This is a genomic window from Pelomonas dachongensis (genome assembly GCF_043555865.1).
Classification (GTDB): domain Bacteria; phylum Pseudomonadota; class Gammaproteobacteria; order Burkholderiales; family Burkholderiaceae_C; genus Pelomonas; species Pelomonas dachongensis.
Window position 1 is genome coordinate 191,269 of record NZ_JBIGHY010000007.1, and the last position, 17,338, is coordinate 208,606.

General features: G+C 69.8%; 14 protein-coding genes. 6 read left to right on the forward strand and 8 right to left on the reverse strand.

The genetic code is table 11. From position 1 onward, the window contains the following. Positions 1 to 213: 213 nt before the first annotated feature. The gene (locus ACG02S_RS19115; protein WP_394472080.1) at positions 214 to 1,338 is read left to right on the forward strand and encodes a glycoside hydrolase family 43 protein; all 1,125 of its coding nucleotides are present in this window, start codon (positions 214 to 216) and stop codon (positions 1,336 to 1,338) included. After that, a complete protein-coding gene (locus ACG02S_RS19120) occupies positions 1,335 to 2,903 on the forward strand; it encodes an alpha-N-arabinofuranosidase (protein ID WP_394472081.1) in 1,569 nt (522 codons plus the stop codon). Before ACG02S_RS19115 ends, ACG02S_RS19120 begins: the two co-directional genes overlap by 4 nt. Here the strand turns inward: ACG02S_RS19120 and ACG02S_RS19125 are convergent. Together ACG02S_RS19125 and ACG02S_RS19130 are read right to left on the reverse strand one after the other, a co-directional pair. After that, positions 2,824 to 5,694 carry a protein kinase domain-containing protein gene (locus tag ACG02S_RS19125; protein ID WP_394472082.1) on the reverse strand — a complete coding sequence of 957 codons (2,871 nt, stop codon included), beginning with the start codon at positions 5,692 to 5,694 and terminating at the stop codon, positions 2,824 to 2,826. The genes ACG02S_RS19120 and ACG02S_RS19125 overlap by 80 nt on opposite strands. Positions 5,695 to 5,713: 19 nt before the next feature. Continuing rightward, complete coding sequence (locus ACG02S_RS19130; RefSeq protein ID WP_394472083.1) at positions 5,714 to 6,754, reverse strand: hypothetical protein; 1,041 nt, start codon at positions 6,752 to 6,754, stop codon at positions 5,714 to 5,716. Between the two features lie 93 nt (positions 6,755 to 6,847). On the opposite strand from ACG02S_RS19130, the gene ACG02S_RS19135 reads away from it, so the two are divergent. Further along, on the forward strand, positions 6,848 to 7,405 hold the full coding sequence (locus tag ACG02S_RS19135) for an ECF-type sigma factor (RefSeq protein ID WP_394472084.1): 558 nt from the start codon (positions 6,848 to 6,850) through the stop codon (positions 7,403 to 7,405). Here ACG02S_RS19135 and ACG02S_RS19140 read toward each other — a convergent pair. Next, positions 7,377 to 8,129 carry a substrate-binding periplasmic protein gene (locus ACG02S_RS19140; protein WP_394472085.1) on the reverse strand — a complete coding sequence of 251 codons (753 nt, stop codon included), beginning with the start codon at positions 8,127 to 8,129 and terminating at the stop codon, positions 7,377 to 7,379. The genes ACG02S_RS19135 and ACG02S_RS19140 overlap by 29 nt on opposite strands. A 108-nt stretch (positions 8,130 to 8,237) precedes the next feature. Here ACG02S_RS19140 and ACG02S_RS19145 point away from each other — a divergent pair, with 108 nt between their 5' ends. Both ACG02S_RS19145 and ACG02S_RS19150 read left to right on the forward strand, forming a co-directional pair. After that, positions 8,238 to 9,245 carry an MBL fold metallo-hydrolase gene (locus ACG02S_RS19145; protein WP_394472086.1) on the forward strand — a complete coding sequence of 336 codons (1,008 nt, stop codon included), beginning with the start codon at positions 8,238 to 8,240 and terminating at the stop codon, positions 9,243 to 9,245. 56 nt (positions 9,246 to 9,301) lie between these two features. After that, positions 9,302 to 10,150: an alpha/beta hydrolase gene (locus ACG02S_RS19150; protein WP_394472087.1), complete on the forward strand. Its 849-nt coding sequence runs from the start codon at positions 9,302 to 9,304 to the stop codon at positions 10,148 to 10,150. Here the strand turns inward: ACG02S_RS19150 and pyk are convergent. From pyk to ACG02S_RS19165, 3 genes are all read right to left on the reverse strand, one after another. After that, the gene (gene pyk / locus ACG02S_RS19155; protein ID WP_394472088.1) at positions 10,128 to 11,558 is read right to left on the reverse strand and encodes a pyruvate kinase; all 1,431 of its coding nucleotides are present in this window, start codon (positions 11,556 to 11,558) and stop codon (positions 10,128 to 10,130) included. The genes ACG02S_RS19150 and pyk overlap by 23 nt on opposite strands. Positions 11,559 to 11,641: 83 nt before the next feature. After that, positions 11,642 to 12,121 carry a GNAT family N-acetyltransferase gene (locus ACG02S_RS19160; protein WP_394472089.1) on the reverse strand — a complete coding sequence of 160 codons (480 nt, stop codon included), beginning with the start codon at positions 12,119 to 12,121 and terminating at the stop codon, positions 11,642 to 11,644. Positions 12,122 to 12,137: 16 nt separating this feature from the next. Then, entirely contained in the window at positions 12,138 to 12,731 is a 594-nt protein-coding gene (locus ACG02S_RS19165; protein WP_394472090.1) for a helix-turn-helix domain-containing protein, read from the reverse strand. An 18-nt stretch (positions 12,732 to 12,749) separates the two neighbouring features. Between ACG02S_RS19165 and ACG02S_RS19170 the strand changes: the two genes are divergently transcribed. Continuing rightward, complete coding sequence (locus ACG02S_RS19170) at positions 12,750 to 13,685, forward strand: DMT family transporter (RefSeq protein ID WP_394472091.1); 936 nt, start codon at positions 12,750 to 12,752, stop codon at positions 13,683 to 13,685. Here the strand turns inward: ACG02S_RS19170 and ACG02S_RS19175 are convergent. Both ACG02S_RS19175 and ACG02S_RS19180 read right to left on the reverse strand, forming a co-directional pair. After that, entirely contained in the window at positions 13,627 to 15,966 is a 2,340-nt protein-coding gene (locus ACG02S_RS19175; protein WP_394472092.1) for an NADP-dependent malic enzyme, read from the reverse strand. The genes ACG02S_RS19170 and ACG02S_RS19175 overlap by 59 nt on opposite strands. A 119-nt stretch (positions 15,967 to 16,085) precedes the next feature. After that, entirely contained in the window at positions 16,086 to 17,288 is a 1,203-nt protein-coding gene (locus ACG02S_RS19180; protein WP_394472093.1) for a phosphoglycerate kinase, read from the reverse strand. Positions 17,289 to 17,338 lie beyond the last annotated feature (50 nt).

Genomic DNA, 17,338 nt, shown 5'->3' on the forward strand with positions numbered 1-17,338 from the left:
TCCCTGTGCTGGAGAGCGAGCCGCTCAACCTTTGAGCGAATGCATGCCGCCTCCGTTGATCGGCCGAACAGGCTCGAAGGAGCGATCTCCAAACCGGTATCGCCAAAGATGAAAGAGTGATCCCTGCGCGTGCGATTGGGGAATAGGCTGCGCGCCGCGCACCCACCTGGCCCCTGCCGGTGGTCAAAGACCCGAGAAGAGACATCGCACGCCATGCAGCCCCTCCTGAAATCCCTCGCGGCCCTGTGCCTGTTGGCGTTCGCCGTCTGCGTTCAGGCGCAAGTCCCGCCGCTCGAAGTCGCCAACCCGGACAAGCTGCTGCGCATCGTCGACAAGCTGCCCGCCCAGCCCGCCACGCGCCCGGCCGATGAGGACCTGACGGCCTATCTGCTCGTCTACTTCAAGGACGAGACGCACGACATCTACTTCGCCACCTCGCCCGACGGCTACACCTTCACCGATGTGAACGGCGGCCAGCCCATCTTCCTGGGCCGCGTGCTGGCCGAGCAGAAGGGCGTACGCGACCCGCACCTGATGCGCGGCCCCGATGGCGCCTTCTACCTGGCGATGACGGACCTTCATATTTTCGCCAAGCCCGCCGGCCTGCGCGAGACCGAATGGGAGCGGCCCGGCGACACCTACGGCTGGGGCAACAACCGCAACCTCATCTTCATGAAGTCCAACGACCTGATCCACTGGACGCACAGCCGCGTGCCGGTGGCGCGGCTGTTCCCGCAGGGCGGTGACCTCGGCGTGGTGTGGGCCCCCGAGACGATCTGGGACGAGCGGGCCCAGCGCCCGATGGTCTATTACACGACCCGCGTGAAGAAGGGTCAGGATCACCTCGTCTACGCCTATGCCGACGCCGACTTCACGACGCTGCTGACGCCGCCCGAGCGCCTGTTTACCTACCCCATCGCGGGCAAGAACGCCATCGACGGCGACATCACGAAGATCGGCGACCGCTTCCACATGTTCTACGTCGCGCACGACCAGCCGGGCCATCTGCGCCAGGCGGTGTCGGACCGCATCAACGGCGGCTACGTCTTCAACCCGCAGAAGATCGACCCCGAGACCGTCGGCACCGAGGCGCCCAACCTGTGGCGCCGCCACGGCACCGACACCTGGGTGCTGATGTACGACGTGTTCAAGGCCAAGCCGCGCAACAACATGGGTTTCTCGGAGACGACGGACTTCGTCAACTTCAAAAACCTCGGCCGTTTCAACGAAGCCGGTTCGCCGATGAAGGCGACCAATTTCGTCGGCGCCAAGCATGGTGCGGTCATCGCCATCTCGCCGGACGAAGCCCAGCGCCTGCGAACCTACTTCGCCCAATGAAGACGCTGTTCATCACGACGCTGGCGCTGGCCGCCACATTCGCCCAGGCCGACACTGGCAAGCTCGACGCGACCACGCCCGGCGCCGTCATCCGCAAAGAGGTCTACGGCCAGTTCGTCGAGCACCTCGGGCGCGGCGTCTACGAAGGCATCTGGGTCGGCGCCGACTCGCCCATTCCTAACACGCGCGGCATCCGCAACGACGTAGTCGCGGCGCTGCGCAAGATCAAGGTGCCGGTCGTGCGCTGGCCCGGTGGCTGCTTCGCCGACGACTACCACTGGCGCCACGGCGTCGGCCCGCAGCGCCAGCCCAGCATCAATTCGAGTTGGAGCAACGCCATCGAGCCCAACACCTTCGGCACGCACGAGTTCATGGACTTCGTCGAGCAGATCGGCGCGGCGCCCTACGTGGGCGTCAACATGGGCTCGGGCAGCGTCGAGGAAGGCCAGGCCTGGATGCAGTACATGACCGCGCCGGCCAACACCGCGCAAGGCGCCGAGCGTGCGCGCAACGGCCGCACCGAGCCGTGGGCGCTGCCCTATGTGGGCGTCGGCAACGAGAGCTGGGGCTGCGGCGGGCATATGTATCCCGAGGAGTACGCCAACCGCTACCGGCAGTTCCAGGGCTATCTGAAGACCTACTCCGGCCCCAAGGCGCTGAAGATCGCGACTGGCCCGGACACCGACGACTACGCGTGGACCGACACGGTGATGAAGTTGGCCACTCGCTTCCGCCCCAACGCCACGTCGCCCATCCTCTACGCGCCGACCAAGCCGCTGATGGACGGCCTGTCGCTGCACTTCTACACGCTGCCCAGCAACCGCTGGGGCGGCGTGCACCCCGCGCGCGGCTTCGGCGAGGCGGCGTGGATCTCGACGATGAAGCGCGCACTGATGATGGACGAACTCGTCACCAAGCACAGCGCCATCATGGACACCTACGACCCGAAGAAAGAGGTCGCGCTCGTCGTCGATGAATGGGGCACCTGGTACGACAAAGAGCCCGACGGCCCCGGCGGCCTGTGGCAGCAGAACACGCTGCGCGACGCGCTCGTGGCGGCGGTGACGCTGAACATCTTCCACGACCACGCCGAGCGCGTGCGCATGGCCAACATCGCGCAGATGGTGAACGTGCTGCAGGCCATGATCCTGACGGACGGCCCGCGCATGCTGGTCACGCCGACCTATCACGTGTTCGACCTCTACCAGGTGCACCAGGGCGCGCGCCGCCTGCCGCTGAAGCTGTACGCCGCGCCCTACCGCTTCGGCGACATAGAAGTGCCGGGCCTCAGCGGCACGGCCAGCGTCGATGCGGCCGGCCGCGTGCATGTGTCGCTCGCCAACGTCGATGCCAACCAGCCGCGCCGGCTCACGCTGGCCGTGCAGGGTGTGAAGCCGGGTGCGGTGCGCGGCCAGGTCATCACGGCCCCGGCGATGGACAGCCACAACAGCTTCGACGCGCCCGCCACGGTAGCGCCGCGTGAGTTCAGCGGAGCGCGCTGGACGGGCTCGACATTGACGGTGGCGCTGCCGGCGAAGTCGGTGGTGACGCTGGAACTTCGCTGAGGCAGGCAGAGTCGGCGCGCTGGAGAGACCGCGCCAGCCGCTCCAGCAGTTGCGTCTGGCGCACGCGCTCGATGGCGTCGGCGGGGTCGCGCAACGCGCGCATGGCCAGCAAGCGCTCCTGAACCACCTCGGCCGCCGCGGTTGCGGCATGCCAGTCGCTGCTCGCGGCGGCCACTTGCGCGCAGGCGATGTGGATGTTGGCCTCCAACTCGGCATCCAGCGGGTTGGGGTCGCTGCGCAGGCGCAGCACGCCCTGCGCCATCCAGCCGCGCAATCGCTGCGTCAGCGCGTCAGCATCGTCCAGCGCGCCGGCGCGCGCCAGGCACAGCGCCTGCAGGCTGTCCATCCAGCCATGCTGCCAGGCCCAGCGGCTCAGCGGGTCGGCGAGCTGCGCGGCCGTCAGCGGCGGCAGCCGGCGCTGGGCGCGCTGGTACAACGCCGCGCCGCCGGCCCAGTCGCCCCGGTGAATGCACAGGTCCAGCAGCGTCTGGATGACGGCGACGAACTGCCGCTGGCGGTGTTCGTCGCCGCCATTGCCGAGCATGTCGCCCTCGGCCTGGGCCAGTGCCGGCTCCAGCGCGGCGTGGGCCTCGTCGTAGCGGCCCGCCGCGCGCAGCGTCATGGCGCTGCGGATGCGGGCCTGGGCGAAGTCGCTGACGCGCAGGCTCTCGCCGCCCGGAAGTGCGATGCCGCACTCCAGCGCGGCCAGCGCCTCGGCGTCGAGTGCTAACGCCTCATCCAGCCGGCCGTGGACGGCCTCGATGCCGGACGCCATGCGCAACGTGAACCCGAGGCTGCGCAGCGCCGCCGGCTCGTTCGGTGCCCAGGCGGCCAGCGCGCGGCCACAGGCCAGCGCCTCTTCAGCCAGCTCGCGCGCCTGCGCCAGCCGGCACAGGCCATGCGTGCGGACGATGGGGTAGGCCTGGTCGGCCAGAAGCGTGCGCAACAGGCACTCGTGGCGGCGCGGCGCCAACGCTTCGGGTTGCAGCCGGGCCGCGCGTGAGGCGTGGCCCACAGCGCGTTGCAGCGCGGCAAAGGCGGCGTCGGCCTGGCGGAGCTGGCGCATCAGCGCGTAGCGGCCTTCCAGCGCGGCCGCCATCGCGGCATGCCAGTCGGCCGACTGCTGCTGGCGCGGCGCAAGTGGCTCCAGCACCTGCAGCGCGCGGTCGTAGTGGGCCAACGCGCCGCGCGGGTTGCCGACGTTGTTGGTGTTCTCATGGCCCTCCAGCCGCGCCAGGCGTGCCAGCGCCCAGCCCAGCGAGATGCGCTCGGCGTCGTCCATTGGGCCGAAGGCGGCCTGCCGCTCCAGCGACAGCTCAGCCGTGTGCACCAGCTGGCGCCGGCCCTCGATGAGGCCGCGTTCCAGCGCATCGTTGACCTCGAACACCATGCTGTGGGCCAGACGGCGCAGTTCAGTGAGATGGCGCGTGGCGGCGTCGCGTGCGCGGGCGACTTCGTCACGCGCGAGCTGCGCGCGGCGCGCCTGCACCAGCGCCAGCAGCAGGCCGGCGGCCATGCCGCCCACGCCGAGCGCCAGTGCGACGCGGCCATTCAGCCATGTGGCAACAAGGCCGGTCACGAGGCCCATGCCGCCGAGCGTCGCGGCTGCCGCCGCCGCGCGGTGGCGCCCCAGCCACTTGGCCGTCACGTAGCCGACACTGGCCGCCCGCGCGCTGACGGGGTGGCCGCTGAGGTGCGCTTGCACGTCGGCGCGCAGCGCATCCACGCTCGCATACCGCAGCGCGGGCTGCTTCTCCAGCGCCTTCAGCAGGATGTTGTCGAGATCGCCTTCCAGGCGCTTGCGGTGGCGCAGCCACTGCGGGTCCACGGCTTCGGAGGGCGACAGGCGGCTGGGCCGCGTGGGCGCGTCCTCCAGCACGCTGCGCGCGGCTTCGGCCACGGTGCTGGCGCGCCGGCCGGTGGGGCGGGTGCCGGTGAGCATCTGGTACAGCAGCACGCCGAGGCTGTAGATGTCGGTCGCGGTGCTGACGGGCTCGCCCCGCACCTGCTCGGGGCTGGCGTGGTGAGGCGTGTAGGGGCGCTGGCCGCCCAGCGTGGTATCGCCCTCCAGGCCCTCCATACCTTCCAGCGGGTCCAGCGCCTTGGCGATGCCGAAATCGAGCAGCTTGACCTGACCGCTGCCGTCCACCAGCACGTTGCCAGGCTTCAGGTCGCGATGCACCAGCAGGTTGCGGTGCGCGTGGGCGACGGCGTCGGCCAGCTGCAGGAACAACTCCAGCCGGGGTTCGAGGGCCAGGTCTTGCGCGGCCTGGTCGATAGGCCGGCCGTCGACATACTCCATGACGAAGTACGGCAGCCCCTCGGCGCTGGCACCGGCATCCAGCAGCCGCGCAATGCCCGGGTGGTTGAGTCGCGCCAGCGCCTGGCGCTCCAGCACGAAGCGTCCCAACACCGCGGTGCTGTCCATGCCGCGCTTGAGCAACTTGACGGCCGCGCGGCCCTGGTACTGGCCGTCTGCACGGCGAGCCTCGAACACCTCGCCCATGCCGCCCGCACCCAGCGGCCGCACGAGCGTCCAGTTACCCAGGCGCTGGCCCACTTGCGCTGCCGGCGCTGCCGGTTCCGGCGGCGCGAGAGACACCGGCCGTGCCAGGAAGCCCTGCTCGCCCGTCGCCTCGTCGTGATGGGCCAGCAGGCTGCGCAGCTCGGCCGCATCGTCGGCGCTCAGGCCGGCGGCGGCCAGCAGCACCTCGCGCTCGCCGGGCGGGGCGTCGAGGGCGGCGTCGAACACGGCCTTCAGGCGCGCCCAGCGGTTCTGCGTGTCGGTCATGGGCGCGGAGTATTGGCCCTCATCGGCCGGCCACCATGCGGGCAATCAGCAGGGCGTTGACCTGGCTGAGGCCGGTGCTCACGCGCTCGCTGTAGCGGGTGGCGTCGGCCACGGCCTCGTACTTGGTCGACGAATGGCTGTTCTTGCTGCCCGAGGCCAGCTGCAGCAGGCCCACAGCCACGGCGCCCGCGATGTCACCGGCGGTGGCGGCCTCCTCGCGCAGTTCGACGAACGCGGCCGGGTCCAGCAGCGCCGGCCCCTGCAGCGTCAGCACCGACACATAGGCGCCCGACTGCACCGTCAGCGCCGCCCTGGGCACCATCGGGTGCAGCTTGGCGCTGACCTTGGCGGTGCTGCCCAGCCGGCCGAAGAAGCCCTTGGCCTCGTTAGTGAGCTGGGCGAAGTGCACGCGCATCGACACCTCCAGCAGCGCGGCGTCGCCCAGCTCCTTGCTCAGCGTCATGTTGTCCATCGCGCCGCCGACCGCGCTGATGCCGGCGCTGAGTCCCGACAGCGCAGCGAACATGCCCTTCTTGCCATCCGCCGCCTGCGCCTGGTTGAGGCCGTAGACGGCCATGCCTGGCGGGCCGACCGTGACGCCGTTGCTGCTGCGCTCCGGCAGCACGGTGCCGCCAGCCTGCAGTTTCCTGTAGGTGGGCGAGCCAGCCAGCTCGGCCGCCGGCACGAGCTCCAGCCCTGCAGCCTGCAGCTGCTGCTGGAAGCCGGCGTAGAGCTGGTCGGCAATCGCCTGAAAGTCGGGTTCGGCCACGCCGACGAGCTTGTAGTAGCCCGTCACGCTAGCGCGGCCGGCCATCGCGAAGCCCGAGGTCTCGCTGCTGACGTTGTCGCTGGTGACGAACTCGACGTTGAACTGCGTGATGGCCGCTCGCTTGAGGCCTTTCAGCGCCTGCGGGTCGCTCGCCTTCACTGCCGTCGCGGCGGCCGCAGCCGGGTCGAACTGGGCGTCGATCTCGATGGGCGCCGGGTCTGCCGCGCGGGCGGTGGGCAGCAGGCTGAGGCCGACGGCGGCGGCGAGCAAGGTGGTGGTGAGCATTCGCATGGCGGGCAATCCTGGTGGCGGCCTGGCGACATGCAGGCCTCTCCCCACTCACGCAGGCCCGCGCGCCAAAAAGGCTCAGGTACAAACCCGCCCATGCTCGAACCTGACCCCGTTCCCGGCACGGCCGACGCCTTGTTCGCCAGCCTTTACGACGAGCTCAAGCGCAACGCCAGCGCGCAGATGCGCAAGGAGCACGCGGGCCACACGCTGAGCGCCACCGCGCTGACGCACGAGGCCTGGCTGCGGCTGTCCGAGCAGACGCGCACCGAGTGGCAGGGCCGCAGCCATTTCCTGGGCGTGGCGGCGCTGATGATGCGGCGCATCCTGGTCAATCACGCGCTGGCCAAGCAGGCCGCCAAGCGCGACGCCTTGCTGGTGCCGCTGACGCTGACCGAGGCGCAGCAGGTGGTGGGCGGGATCGACGCCGACGTGCTGCGCGTGCACGAGGCACTGCTGGCGTTCGAGCAGCATGACGCGCGCGCCGCCAAGGTCGTCGAGCTGAAGTTCTTCGGAGGCCTGGAGCTGGACGAGATTGCCGAGCTGCTGAACTTGAGCCGCACGACGGTCAAGCGCGACTGGGCGCTGGCCCGCGCCTGGCTTCACCGCGAGTTGTCTGGCGACGTCAGCGGTAGCGCGCCAGCAGCCGGTTGAGTTCGCCGTCGGCCACCAGGCCCTGGATGGCGCTGTTCAGCGCGTTGATGCCGATGGCCGCAGTCGGCGACAGCGCGCATTGCGCCAACACCTCCGACACCACCAACGGCGGATGCAGCGCCAGCCGCAGCGCGCCGATACGCTGCTGGTATTCAAGCGCACGGCGGCCGGTCAACGCGTGGCTGATGCGGCCAAGCTGCAGCTTCTGCAGGTTGGTGGTGGCATCGGGCGCATCGTCGCGCCGGAACCCTTCCCGCAGCGCCTCCGACATTTCCGGGTAGACGTAACCGCGCACCGTGCCCACCGGCAGACCGGCCAGCGCGCCGAGCCCGGCGGGGGCCGGCGCCGTGGCGGCACTGACCAGCAGCGCCTGATCCGGGATGAACGGCCGGCTCCACGCAAAACTGCCGGGCACCCAGGCGCTCTGGTAATCGCACAACAGGTCGCCCTCGCCGCGCTGCAACGCCTCGGCCAGCCGCTTGCGCGGCACGGGCCTGGCGATGATCTCGCGGCCCAGCCGGCGCGCCAGCGCGCGGCCCAGGTCCAGGTGCAGGCCTTCGATGACGCGGTCATCCTCGACGCGGGCCTGCGGCATCTGGGCGCTGGTGTCGACGAGCAGCACCAGCGCGGGCGCAGCCGGCGCCGCCATGCAGGCGAGCGGCAGCAGCAGCGCCACCGCGCCGCACCACGGTCCCCACCGGTGCAACAACCACGTTCTCGTCATGAGGCCGGCATCATGCCGCCCGCCGCGACGGCCTGCGCGTGTCGGGTCATCGGCCAAGCGTGACCGGCGCACGAAAATGCGCCGGCATCCCCCGACTGAAGGTGTCCATTGAGCCGACCCAGCCACCACCGCGATGGCGGTTTCCAGAACAGTGCCGGCGAGTTCCGACCCAAGTCGCTGGCCGACGTGCTGCGCTGGCGCTGGAACGCGTCGCGCAGGGGTTTGCCGCCGCGACCCCAAACCCCGATCCCCACACAAGCCGCCGACCTGGCCTTCATCCATGCCAACACGGGCCCGACCCAGCAGCCCGCCGTGACCTGGGTGGGCCACGCCACCGTGGTGGCCCAGTTGGGCGGGCTCAACCTGCTGACCGACCCGATCTTCTCGGAGCGCGCCTCGCCGTTCAGCTTTGTCGGCCCCAGGCGCGAGCAGCCGCCGGGCGTCGCGCTGCACGAACTGCCGCGCATCGACGCGGTGCTGGTATCGCACAACCACTACGACCACCTGGACCTGCCCTCCTGCCGCGCGCTCAGCCGCCAGGCCGGCGGCTCGCCGCTGTTCGTCGTGCCGCTGGGATTGAAGGCCTGGTTCGAGGCGCGCGGCATCGCACGTATCGTGGAGCTGGACTGGTGGCAGGAAATCCGGCTGGCAGACGTGGACATCGCGCTGGTGCCGGCCCGCCACTGGTCGGCGCGCGGGCTGACCGACCGCATGAAGACACTGTGGGGCGGCTTCGCCGTGTTCGCGCCGGACTGCCAGCTGTTCTTTGCCGGCGACACCGCCTACTCGCGCGACTTCGCTGACATCCGCGCCCGCTTCGCCGCACGTCAGACCGACGGCGGCTTCGACCTCGCGCTGATTCCGATCGGCGCCTACGAGCCGCGCTGGTTCATGGCGGATCAACACGTCAACGTCGAGGAGGCGCTGAAGATCCATGCGGACCTGGGCGCCCGGGCCTCGCTGGGCGTGCACTGGGGCACCTTCGCGCTGACGGACGAGGCGCTGGACGAGCCGCCGCGGCAGCTGGTGCGCCAGCGGGCTGCGCTGGGCCTGGCGGTGAATGACTTCTTCACGCTGGCCATCGGAGGTACGCACCAGCTGCCGCGTCGGGGCTGACAGTGACGCCCGCCCAGCGCGTCGTCCTACGCCGCCCGGCTCGCACGGACGCGACCATGCCAGGCATGCTGCTGACCGTATTGGGCCTTGCTGCCACCGCCTACCTCGCGCTGATGCTCGCCCTCTGGTGGGGCCAGGAGCGCCTGCTGTTTGAGCCGGAACCGCTGCCGGCCGATCATGTCTTTCAGTTCGGCCCTGATGTGCAAGACGTGGTCATCGACCGCCCCGACGGCACACGGCTGCATGCGCTGCACCTGCGACTGCCAGCGCCGCGCGGCATCGTCTTCTATCTGCACGGCAATGCCGGCAACCTGCAGTCGTGGTTCAGCCATGCGGACTTCTACCGCCAGGCGGGTTACGACTTATTCATGTTGGACTACCGGGGCTTCGGCAAGAGCGGCGGACGCATCGCCAGCGAGGCGGAGCTGCGCGCCGATGCCCGCGCCGCCTGGCAGCAGATCGAACCGCTGTACGCACCGGGCCAGCTGCGCGTGATCGCCGGCCGTTCACTCGGCAGCGGCCTGGCCGCGGGCCTGGCGGCCGAGCTGCAGCCGGACCTGACCGTGCTGATCTCGCCCTACCGCAGCATGAGGGCGCTGGCCGCCCAGCACTACCCGTGGGTGCCGGCCGCGCTGCTGCGCTACCCGCTGGACACCGAGGCGCTGGCCGCGCGCATCCACGGCCCCAGCCTGCTGCTGCACGGCGACCAGGACACGCTGATCCCGGCTGCCCACAGCGAGGCGCTGAAGGCCCGCCTGCCCCAGGCGCGCTATGTGCGCGTCGAAGGGGCGGGCCACAGCGATGTACAGGAGTTCCCGGCCTACCTGCAGGCCGTGCGCGAGGCGCTCAGCGCGCTCGTGCGCAGGCCGCAGCCTGCCAGGGTCAGCCCACTCGGCACACTTTGAGCATGTTGGTGCCGCCCGGGTAGCCCATCGGCTCACCGCAAGTGATGGCATAGGTGTCGCCAGGGCGCAGCACGCCACGGTCCACCAGGATCTTCTCGGCCGCGGCCAGGGCGGCGTCGCGGTCGTTGAACTCGGGCATCAGCAGCGGCGTGACGTTGCGGTACAGCGCCATGCGGCGCATGCTGACGGGCTGGCTGGTCAGGCCGAAGATGGGCACATTGATGCGGTGGCGGCTCATCCACAGCGCCGTGGAGCCGGACTCGGTCAGCGCCAGGATGGCCTTGCAGCCGAGGTGGTGCGCCGTGAACAGCGCGCCCATGGCGATGGACTGGTCGATGCGGCCGAACTGGCGGCCGGCGAAATCGGTGTCCAACGTGACGAACTCGGCGCGCTCGGCTTCCAACGCGATGGCGGCCATCTGCTCGACGGTCTCGATGGGGAAGCGGCCAGCCGCCGTCTCGGCGGAAAGCATGACGGCGTCGGTACCGTCCAGCACCGCGTTTGCCACGTCGGACACCTCGGCGCGGGTGGGCACCGGGTTGACGATCATGGACTCCATCATCTGCGTGGCCGTGATGGACACCTTGTCCAGCTCGCGGGCCATCTTGATCATCCGCTTCTGCAGCGCCGGCACGGCGGCGTTGCCCACCTCCACGGCCAGGTCACCGCGCGCGACCATGATGCCGTCGGACGCCTTCAGGATGGCTTCCAGGTGCGGGATGGCCTCGTAGCGCTCGATCTTGGCGATCATGGCGGGCTTGTGGCGGTAGGGCTCGCCGGCCACGTTGGCCAGCTGGCGCGCCATTTCCATGTCCGTGGCGTTCTTCGGGAAGCTGACGGCCAGGTATTCGCACTGGAACGACATCGCGGTCTTGATGTCCTCCATGTCCTTGCCGGTCAGCGCCGGGGCGGTCAGGCCGCCGCCCTGCTTGTTGATGCCCTTGTTGTTGGACAGCTCACCGCCCAGCTTGACGATGGTGTGCACCTGCTGGCCACGCACGTGTTCCACGGTCAGCACCAGCAGGCCGTCGTTCAGCAGCAGCGTGTCGCCGGGCTTCACGTCGCGCGGCAGCTCCTTGTAGTCGAGGCTGGCGATGTCCTGGTTGCCGAGCTCGGTGCGATCGGCGTCGAGGATGAACTTAGCGCCAGGCACCAGCTCGATCTTGTTGTTCTCGAACTTGCCGACGCGGATCTTGGGGCCCTGCAGGTCGGCCATGATCGCCACCGACTTGCCCACCTTCTCGGCGGCGGCGCGGACCATGGTGGCGCGGTCGATGTGATCCTGCGCCTTGCCATGCGAGAAGTTCAGGCGCACGACGTCCACGCCGGCGCGGATCATCTTTTCCAGCACCTCCGGCGTGTTGGAGGCGGGGCCGAGGGTGGCGACGATCTTGGTGGCGCGGGTCATGGCTTGTCTCAACTTTCTGGGGGCGCGGAATTATGGTCCGCCAATGGCCGCCGAAGTTTCGCCGCGTTTCGGTGCACCCGGGGCTACAGCGCCTTCTCGAAGAAAACACTCAGCGGGTCGAGCGCGTAGCCGCCGAAAGGGCCGCGCTCGACATAGCCGAGTCGCTTGTAAAGGCCCAGCGCCTCGGGCTGGTGGATGCCCGTCTCCAGCCGTGCCAGACGCACGCCGCGCTGCAGCAGATCGGCTTCCAGCGCCGCCATCAGCCGCTTCGCCGCGCCCTGGCCGCGGGCGATGTCGAGCACGAACAAGCGCTTGATCTCCCCGTACGCCGGCTCGCCCGCGGGCACATGGTGCTTGACGCCACCGCAACCCGCCAGCGTCTCGCCCAGCCACAGCCCCCAGAAGGCGCCGTGCGGTGCGCGCAGGCCGTCGGCCGGTTCGAAGTGATTGCTTTCGCTCGGGTAGAGGCTGCTCATCAGCGCTTCAGACCGGGCCATCAGCGCTTGCGCTGCAGGGTGTCCGGGGTCGAGCGGCGCCAGGCGCGGGGTCAGGTCTGAACTCATCGTGGTTAGATACCGGTTACAGGCTGGGCACGGTCATCGCCAGCAGATAGCGCGCAGCAGCCTTCCCCGGATTGGCGAAGACGCTGGGGCCCACGCAGCGGAAGCTGATCGAGTCGCCCGCTTCCAGCTCGAAGACCTGGCCCTGGAGCGTCAGCCGGAGCAGCCCTTCCAGCAAGCACAGGTGGTGCTCCTGGCGCGCGACGGTGGGCTCGTCGTAGGCCAGTTCGGCGCCAGGCGCAAGGCGCGCCTCGATGACCTCGGTGGCAAAGCCGGCCAGCGGCGGACAGCGCATGAGCCGCTCGAAGCCGCTGTGCTGGTCGTGCCAGCGCGGCTGGTCCGCCGCGCGCAGCAGCCGCACCGGCAGTGCCTCGGCGTCGGCCAGCAGGCGGCTCAGCGGCAGGCCATGCGCGCGCGCCAGGCGGGACAGCAGCGTCGCCGTGGGGCTGGTCTCGGCGCGCTCCAGCCGGGAGAGCGTGGCCCGGCTGACGCCGCTGCGCGTGGCCAGTTCGTCCAGCGACCAGCCCGCCGCCAGGCGCAGCGCGGCCAGGCGCTCGGCCAGCTGGTGCTCGAAATGGCCGTCTTCGCTCAATTCAGAGAAATCATCTCTCATATGAGAATATGCTAGCGCATGGATGACCGCCGCACCACCGCTCCGCTGGCCGCCGCACTGGCCGTTGTGCTGGTATGGGGCCTGAACTTCCCGCTGTCCAAGGCGCTGTTCAACCAGATCGGGCCGGCCGGGTTCCTCGGCGTGCGCTACTTGCTGATGCCCCTATGTGCGGTGGCGCTGCTGTGCTGGCGTTTCGGCCTGCGCTGGCCGCGGCTGGACCGCGCCGAGGTGGGGCCGCTGGTGCGGCTGACGCTGGTGGGCCAGGGCCTGCACCTGCTGGCGTCGACCTACGGCATGCAGGGCTCCACCGCCTTCAGCGCCAGCGTGCTGCTGGCCTGCGGGCCGGTGTTCACGTTGCTGATCTTGCGCTTCAGCGGCGTGGAGCGGCTGTCGCGCGGGCAGATCGCCGGCGTGGCGACGGCCGCCACGGGCGCGCTGCTGTTCACGTCGGACAAGCTGCTGGCCGCCGACTGGCAGGCGGGGCTCGGCGACCTGACGCTGCTGGCTGCGGCGGCGCTGTTCAGCTACTACACGGTGGCGAGCAAGCCGCTGATCCAGCACCACGGCGGGGTGACGGTGCTGGGCTATGGCAGCCTGGTCTGCACGCTACCCATGCTGCTGTGGTGCGCGCCGCAACTCGCCGCGCTGGACTGGGCTGCGCAGCCGGCCTGGGTGTGGACGGGCACGGTCTGGCAGGTCGCCGGCGGCGGCTTCATCGGCTGGCTGGCCTGGGGCTGGGCCAACGAGCGCCGCGGCGTGGCACGCACCGCGCCGCTGATCTACCTGATGCCGCTGGTGGCCGGCCTGGCGGCATGGCTGCTGGGCGGGGAGCAGTTCACGCTCCCGAAGCTGCTGGGCGCCGGCGTCATCCTGGCCGGCGTGGCGTTGGCGCAATTCAGCCCCGCGCGGACTTCGCCTCCAGCACATCCGCCACCGCCAGCGCCGTCATGTTGACGATGCGACGCACCGTCGCCGACGGCGTCAGGATGTGTACCGGCGCGGCGGCGCCCAGCAGGATGGGGCCAATGGTGACGCCCTGGCTGGCGCTGATCTTCAGCACGTTGAACAGGATGTTGGCCGCGTCCAGCGTCGGCAGCACCAGCAGGTTGGCAGCACCCGTGAGCTTGCTGTCTGGCAGGAAGGCCTGGCGCACACTCTCGGACAGCGCCGCGTCGCCGTGCATCTCGCCGTCGCACTCGACGTCCGGATACGCGGTCGAGAACAGCTGGTAGGCGCGGCGCATCTTCACGGCCGACGGGCGCGCGCTGGAGCCGAACATCGAGTGGCTCACAAACGCCAGCTTGGGCGGCAGGCCGAAGCGGCGCAGCTCCTCCGACGCCATCGCGGCGATGTCGGCCAGCTCCTCGGCGGTCGGGTCGTCGTTGACGAAGGTGTCGGCGATGAACAGCGTCATCTTGTCCAGCAGCAGCGCATTCATCGCCGCGAACTGGCGCGCGCCCGGTGCCAGGCCGACGAGGTCGCGCACCTGCTCCAGGTGGCGGTCAAACTTGCCCACCAGGCCGCAGATCATCGCGTCGGCATCGCCCAGCTCGATGGCCAGCGCGCCGATCGCTGTGTTGCTGCGCCGCACGGCGGACTTGGCCATCTCCGGCGTCACGCCATTGCGCTTCATGCGCTGGTGATACGCCTCCCAGTACTGGCGGAAGCGCGGGTCGTCCTCGGGGTCGATGACGGCCACGTCGGTGCCCAGCTTCAGGCGCAGGCCGGCGCGCTGGATGCGGGCTTGCAGCACGGCCGGGCGGCCGATCAGTGTGGGCTTGGCGATGCCTTCGTCCAGCGCCACCTGCACGGCGCGCAGTACGCGCTCGTCCTCGCCCTCGGCGTAGATGACGCGGGCGGGCGCGGCCTTGGCGGCCGAAAACACCGGGCGCATGAACATGCCGGTCTGGTAGACGAAACGCTCCAGCGAATGACGATAGGCACCGAGGTCGGCGATGGGGCGGGTCGCAACGCCGTCGGCCGCTGCAGCCGCGGCCACGGCGGGTGCGATGCGCAGGATGAGCCGCGCGTCGAAGGGCTTGGGGATCAGGTACTCGGGGCCGAAGACCAGCTCCTGGCCCGCATAGGCGGCTGCCACTTCATCGCTGGTCTCGGCCTTGGCCAACGCCGCAATCTCGCGCACGCAGGCCAGCTTCATGCCCTCGGTGATCTTGCTGGCGCCGCAGTCCAGCGCGCCGCGGAAGATGTAGGGGAAGCACAGGACGTTGTTGACCTGGTTGGGGTAGTCCGACCGGCCGGTGGCGATGATGCAGTCCGGCCGCACGGCCTTGGCCAGTTCGGGGCGGATCTCCGGCTCGGGGTTGGCCAGCGCCAGGATGATGGGCTGCGTGCCCATGGTCTTGACCATCTCGGCGGTGAGCACGCCCGCTGCCGAGCAGCCGAGGAACACGTCCGCGCCGCTGACCACATCGGCCAGCGTCCGGCTTGAGGTGACCTGGCAGTAGCGCTGCTTGGATTCGTCCAGCTTGCCGGCCTTGGCATCCTCTCGCTCGCTCTGGATGACGCCGCGCGAATCGCAGACGAACACGTGCTCGCGCTTCACGCCCAGGCCCACCATCACGTCGAGACACGCGATGGCCGCCGCCCCGGCGCCCGACACCGCCACCTTCACCGCGCCGATGTCCTTGCCCACCAGCTCCAGTCCGTTCAGCAGGGCGGCCGAAGAGATGATGGCCGTGCCGTGCTGGTCGTCGTGGAACACCGGGATGTTCATGCGCCTGGACAGCTCGCGCTCGATGTAGAAGCACTCGGGCGCCTTGATGTCTTCGAGGTTGATGCCGCCCAGCGTGGGCTCCATCGCCGCGATGATGTCGATGAGCTTGTCCGGATCGCGCTCGGCCAGTTCGATGTCGAACACGTCGATGCCGGCAAACTTCTTGAACAGGCAGCCCTTGCCTTCCATCACCGGCTTGGCAGCGAGCGGCCCGATGTCGCCCAGGCCCAGCACGGCGGTGCCGTTGGTGATGACGCCGACCAGGTTGCCGCGCGACGTGTACTCGGCCGCCAGGGACGGGTCGCGCTCGATGTCCAGGCAGGGATAGGCCACGCCCGGCGAGTAGGCCAGCGACAGGTCGCGCTGGTTGCTCAGGGCCTTGGTCGGAGTGACCGAGATCTTGCCGCGCGTGGGCGCACGGTGGTAGTCGAGGGCCGCGTCGCGCAGGGCGGCTTCGGCGGGCGCGAGTTTGTCGATGTAGGGAGCGCTGTTCTTTTCCATGGCGGTGGGTCTCGCGGAGGGAATCCGCGAGGTTACGCCGCGTTTCAGCGCCGCCCGATGCAGGTTTCTTGGCGATCCATGCCGAAGCCGGTATCACCCGGCCCAGGTCCGCCTGCGCCTCACAGGATGACGGTCGACGCCCGCTTGCTGAGGATCTCAAACGCCGGCAGCGTCTTGCCTTCCAGCACTTCCAGGAAGGCGCCGCCGCCGGTGGAGATGTAGCCCACGTCCTTCTCGATGCCGTACTTGGCGATGGCCGCCAGCGTGTCGCCACCACCGGCGATGCTGAAGGCCAGGCTCTCGGCGACAGCGCGGGCGATGGTCTCGGTGCCCTGCGCAAACGCCGGGAACTCGAACACGCCCACCGGGCCGTTCCAGACGATGGTGCCGGCGGCCATCAGCTTCTCGGCCAGCTTGGCGGCGGTCTTGGGGCCAATGTCCAGGATCAGGTCGTCGTCGGCCACGTCGGTGGCGGCCTTCACGGACGCGGTCGCGCCGGCAGCGAACGTCTTGGCGGTGACCACGTCCTCGGGGATGGGCACCTCGGCGCCACGCGCCTTCATGGCTTCGATGACGGCCTTGGCCTGGTCGACCAGGTCTGGCTCGGCCAGCGACTTGCCGATGTTCAGGCCCGCGGCGAGCATGAAGGTATTGGCGATGCCGCCGCCGACGATGAGGCCGTCGACCTTGTCCGCCAGGCTCTGCAGGATGGTCAGCTTGGTCGACACCTTGGAGCCGGCCACGATGGCCACCAGCGGGCGGCGGGGATTGGCGAGCGCCTTGGTGATGGCGTCGATCTCGGCCGCCAGCAGCGGGCCGGCGCAGGCGATCTTGGCGTACTTGGCGATCCCATAGGTCGTCGCCTCCGCACGGTGAGCGGTGCCGAAGGCGTCGTTGACGAAGATGTCGCACAGCGCGGCGAGCTTCTTCGACAGCTCCTCGTTGCACTTCTTCTCGCCCTTGTTGACGCGGCAGTTCTCCAGCAGCACCAGTTCACCCGGCGCGACGGAGACGGCGTCCACCCAGTCGGACTTCAGCGGCACCGGGCGCCCCAGCAGCTCGGCCATGCGCTCGGCGACGGGCGCCAGCGAGTCCTCGGGCTTGAACTCGCCCTCGGTCGGACGGCCCAGGTGCGACGTGACCATGACGGCGGCGCCGGCGTCCAGCGCCATCTGGATGGCGGGCAGAGAGGCGCGGATGCGGGTGTCCTCCGTGATCTTGCCGTCGTCGTCCTGCGGCACGTTGAGGTCGGCGCGGATGAAGACGCGTTTGCCGGCCACCTTGCCGGCGGCGATCAGGTCGGAGAAGCGGATGACGTTCATGGTGGGCAGGCAGTTGAAAACCGAAACGGCCCGCATTCTCGCGCCTGGCG